At 45.9% G+C, this 1,221-nt stretch carries 1 protein-coding gene; it reads left to right on the top strand.

The features are described from left to right. Positions 1-507: 507 nt before the first annotated feature. Entirely contained in the window at positions 508-1,098 is a 591-nt protein-coding gene (locus F6K53_RS43695) for a TetR/AcrR family transcriptional regulator (RefSeq protein ID WP_293087037.1), read from the top strand. The last annotated feature ends 123 nt before the right edge of the window (positions 1,099-1,221 follow it).

Raw genomic sequence — 1,221 nt, 5'->3', positions numbered from 1 at the left:
GTCTGGTAAATCGTACTGCAATCTTGCCAGATAATGAAGACCATGGCCTCCCTTATGACGTTCAACTCCATTCTGATCTCTTTATCCCCCCTTTGGGAATGCTAGCCTCTGAAGATTGTTTAACTATTTAGTATTATTTAGCATTCCAAAGAGCTTAGAGCACAAGTGTTGAATTCAGTAATAAACGTTACTCAAAATCACTGATATCTGTCTACCGTTGTTGTTAAGCGACTGCATCAAGACACAGAGCAGGAATTACGATAAACATCTACTTCTGGGCACTTGTCAGGCAAAAGGCTTGCATAAACAAGAATCCAAAACTACTTCTGCCCGATTCCCGATTCCCGATTCCCGATTCCCGATTCCCGATTCCCGATTCCCGACTCCCGATCCCTGATTCCCGATTCCCGATTCCCTGCTCCCTGCCTAAATTTGATAATAATCCTTGACCAATCGGTTTAGGTTGTGTTAGTTTTAATTCGTGGTCATCAATAAAACAGGTTTCCAATGACTCGCGGTCCCCAAAAGCAATTCGATCCTGAAGTCGCCTTAACCAAGGCTATGGAAGTGTTTTGGGCCCATGGCTATGAAGCTGCCAGCCTATCGGAGTTGCTGAAAACTATGGGGATTGGCAAAAAAAGCTTGTATGACACCTTTGGTAACAAGCAATCGCTATTCCTCAAAGCGTTAGAGCACTATGCTCAGACAACGATTCGGGACATGCGCGATCGCTTATCTGCGGATGGCTCGCCTTTGGGAAACCTGACCCAATTGCTTCTGGAATTGCAGGAGATGCACAGTCAACCAGGTAGCTGTGGCTGTATGCTCGGCACCAATATTGCTGATTTCAATACAGAGGATGAAGCAGTGGCCAAAGTCATGCGGGGGTATCTGCGGCAGGTAGAAGACGTGTTCTGTGCTACCATTACCCGTGCCCAAGTTGCGGGAGAAGTCAATTCTACCGTAAATCCCCGGGATCTGGCTCGTTTACTGTTGTGTACAACGCAGGGTATGGCCTTGCTGGGTCGGGTGATGAATGATGACACCACACTAGAGGGAACGGTGCAAGCGGCATTGTGCTTTCTCAAGGGTAACTAATTTTTTTTGGCCTAACTTATACCGAATGGTCAATGTTTTGATATTTGATTTGAGGTATTACTATGACACGCTTAGCAAATAAGACTGCAGTAATCACTGGTGGCTCTACCGGAATTGGCTTTA

Origin of the sequence: Moorena sp. SIO4A1 (assembly GCF_010672065.1) — a bacterium.
Lineage (GTDB): Bacteria > Cyanobacteriota > Cyanobacteriia > Cyanobacteriales > Coleofasciculaceae > Moorena.
Note: the sequence above shows the minus strand (reverse complement) of the source record. Positions and strands in the feature narration are given on the sequence as shown.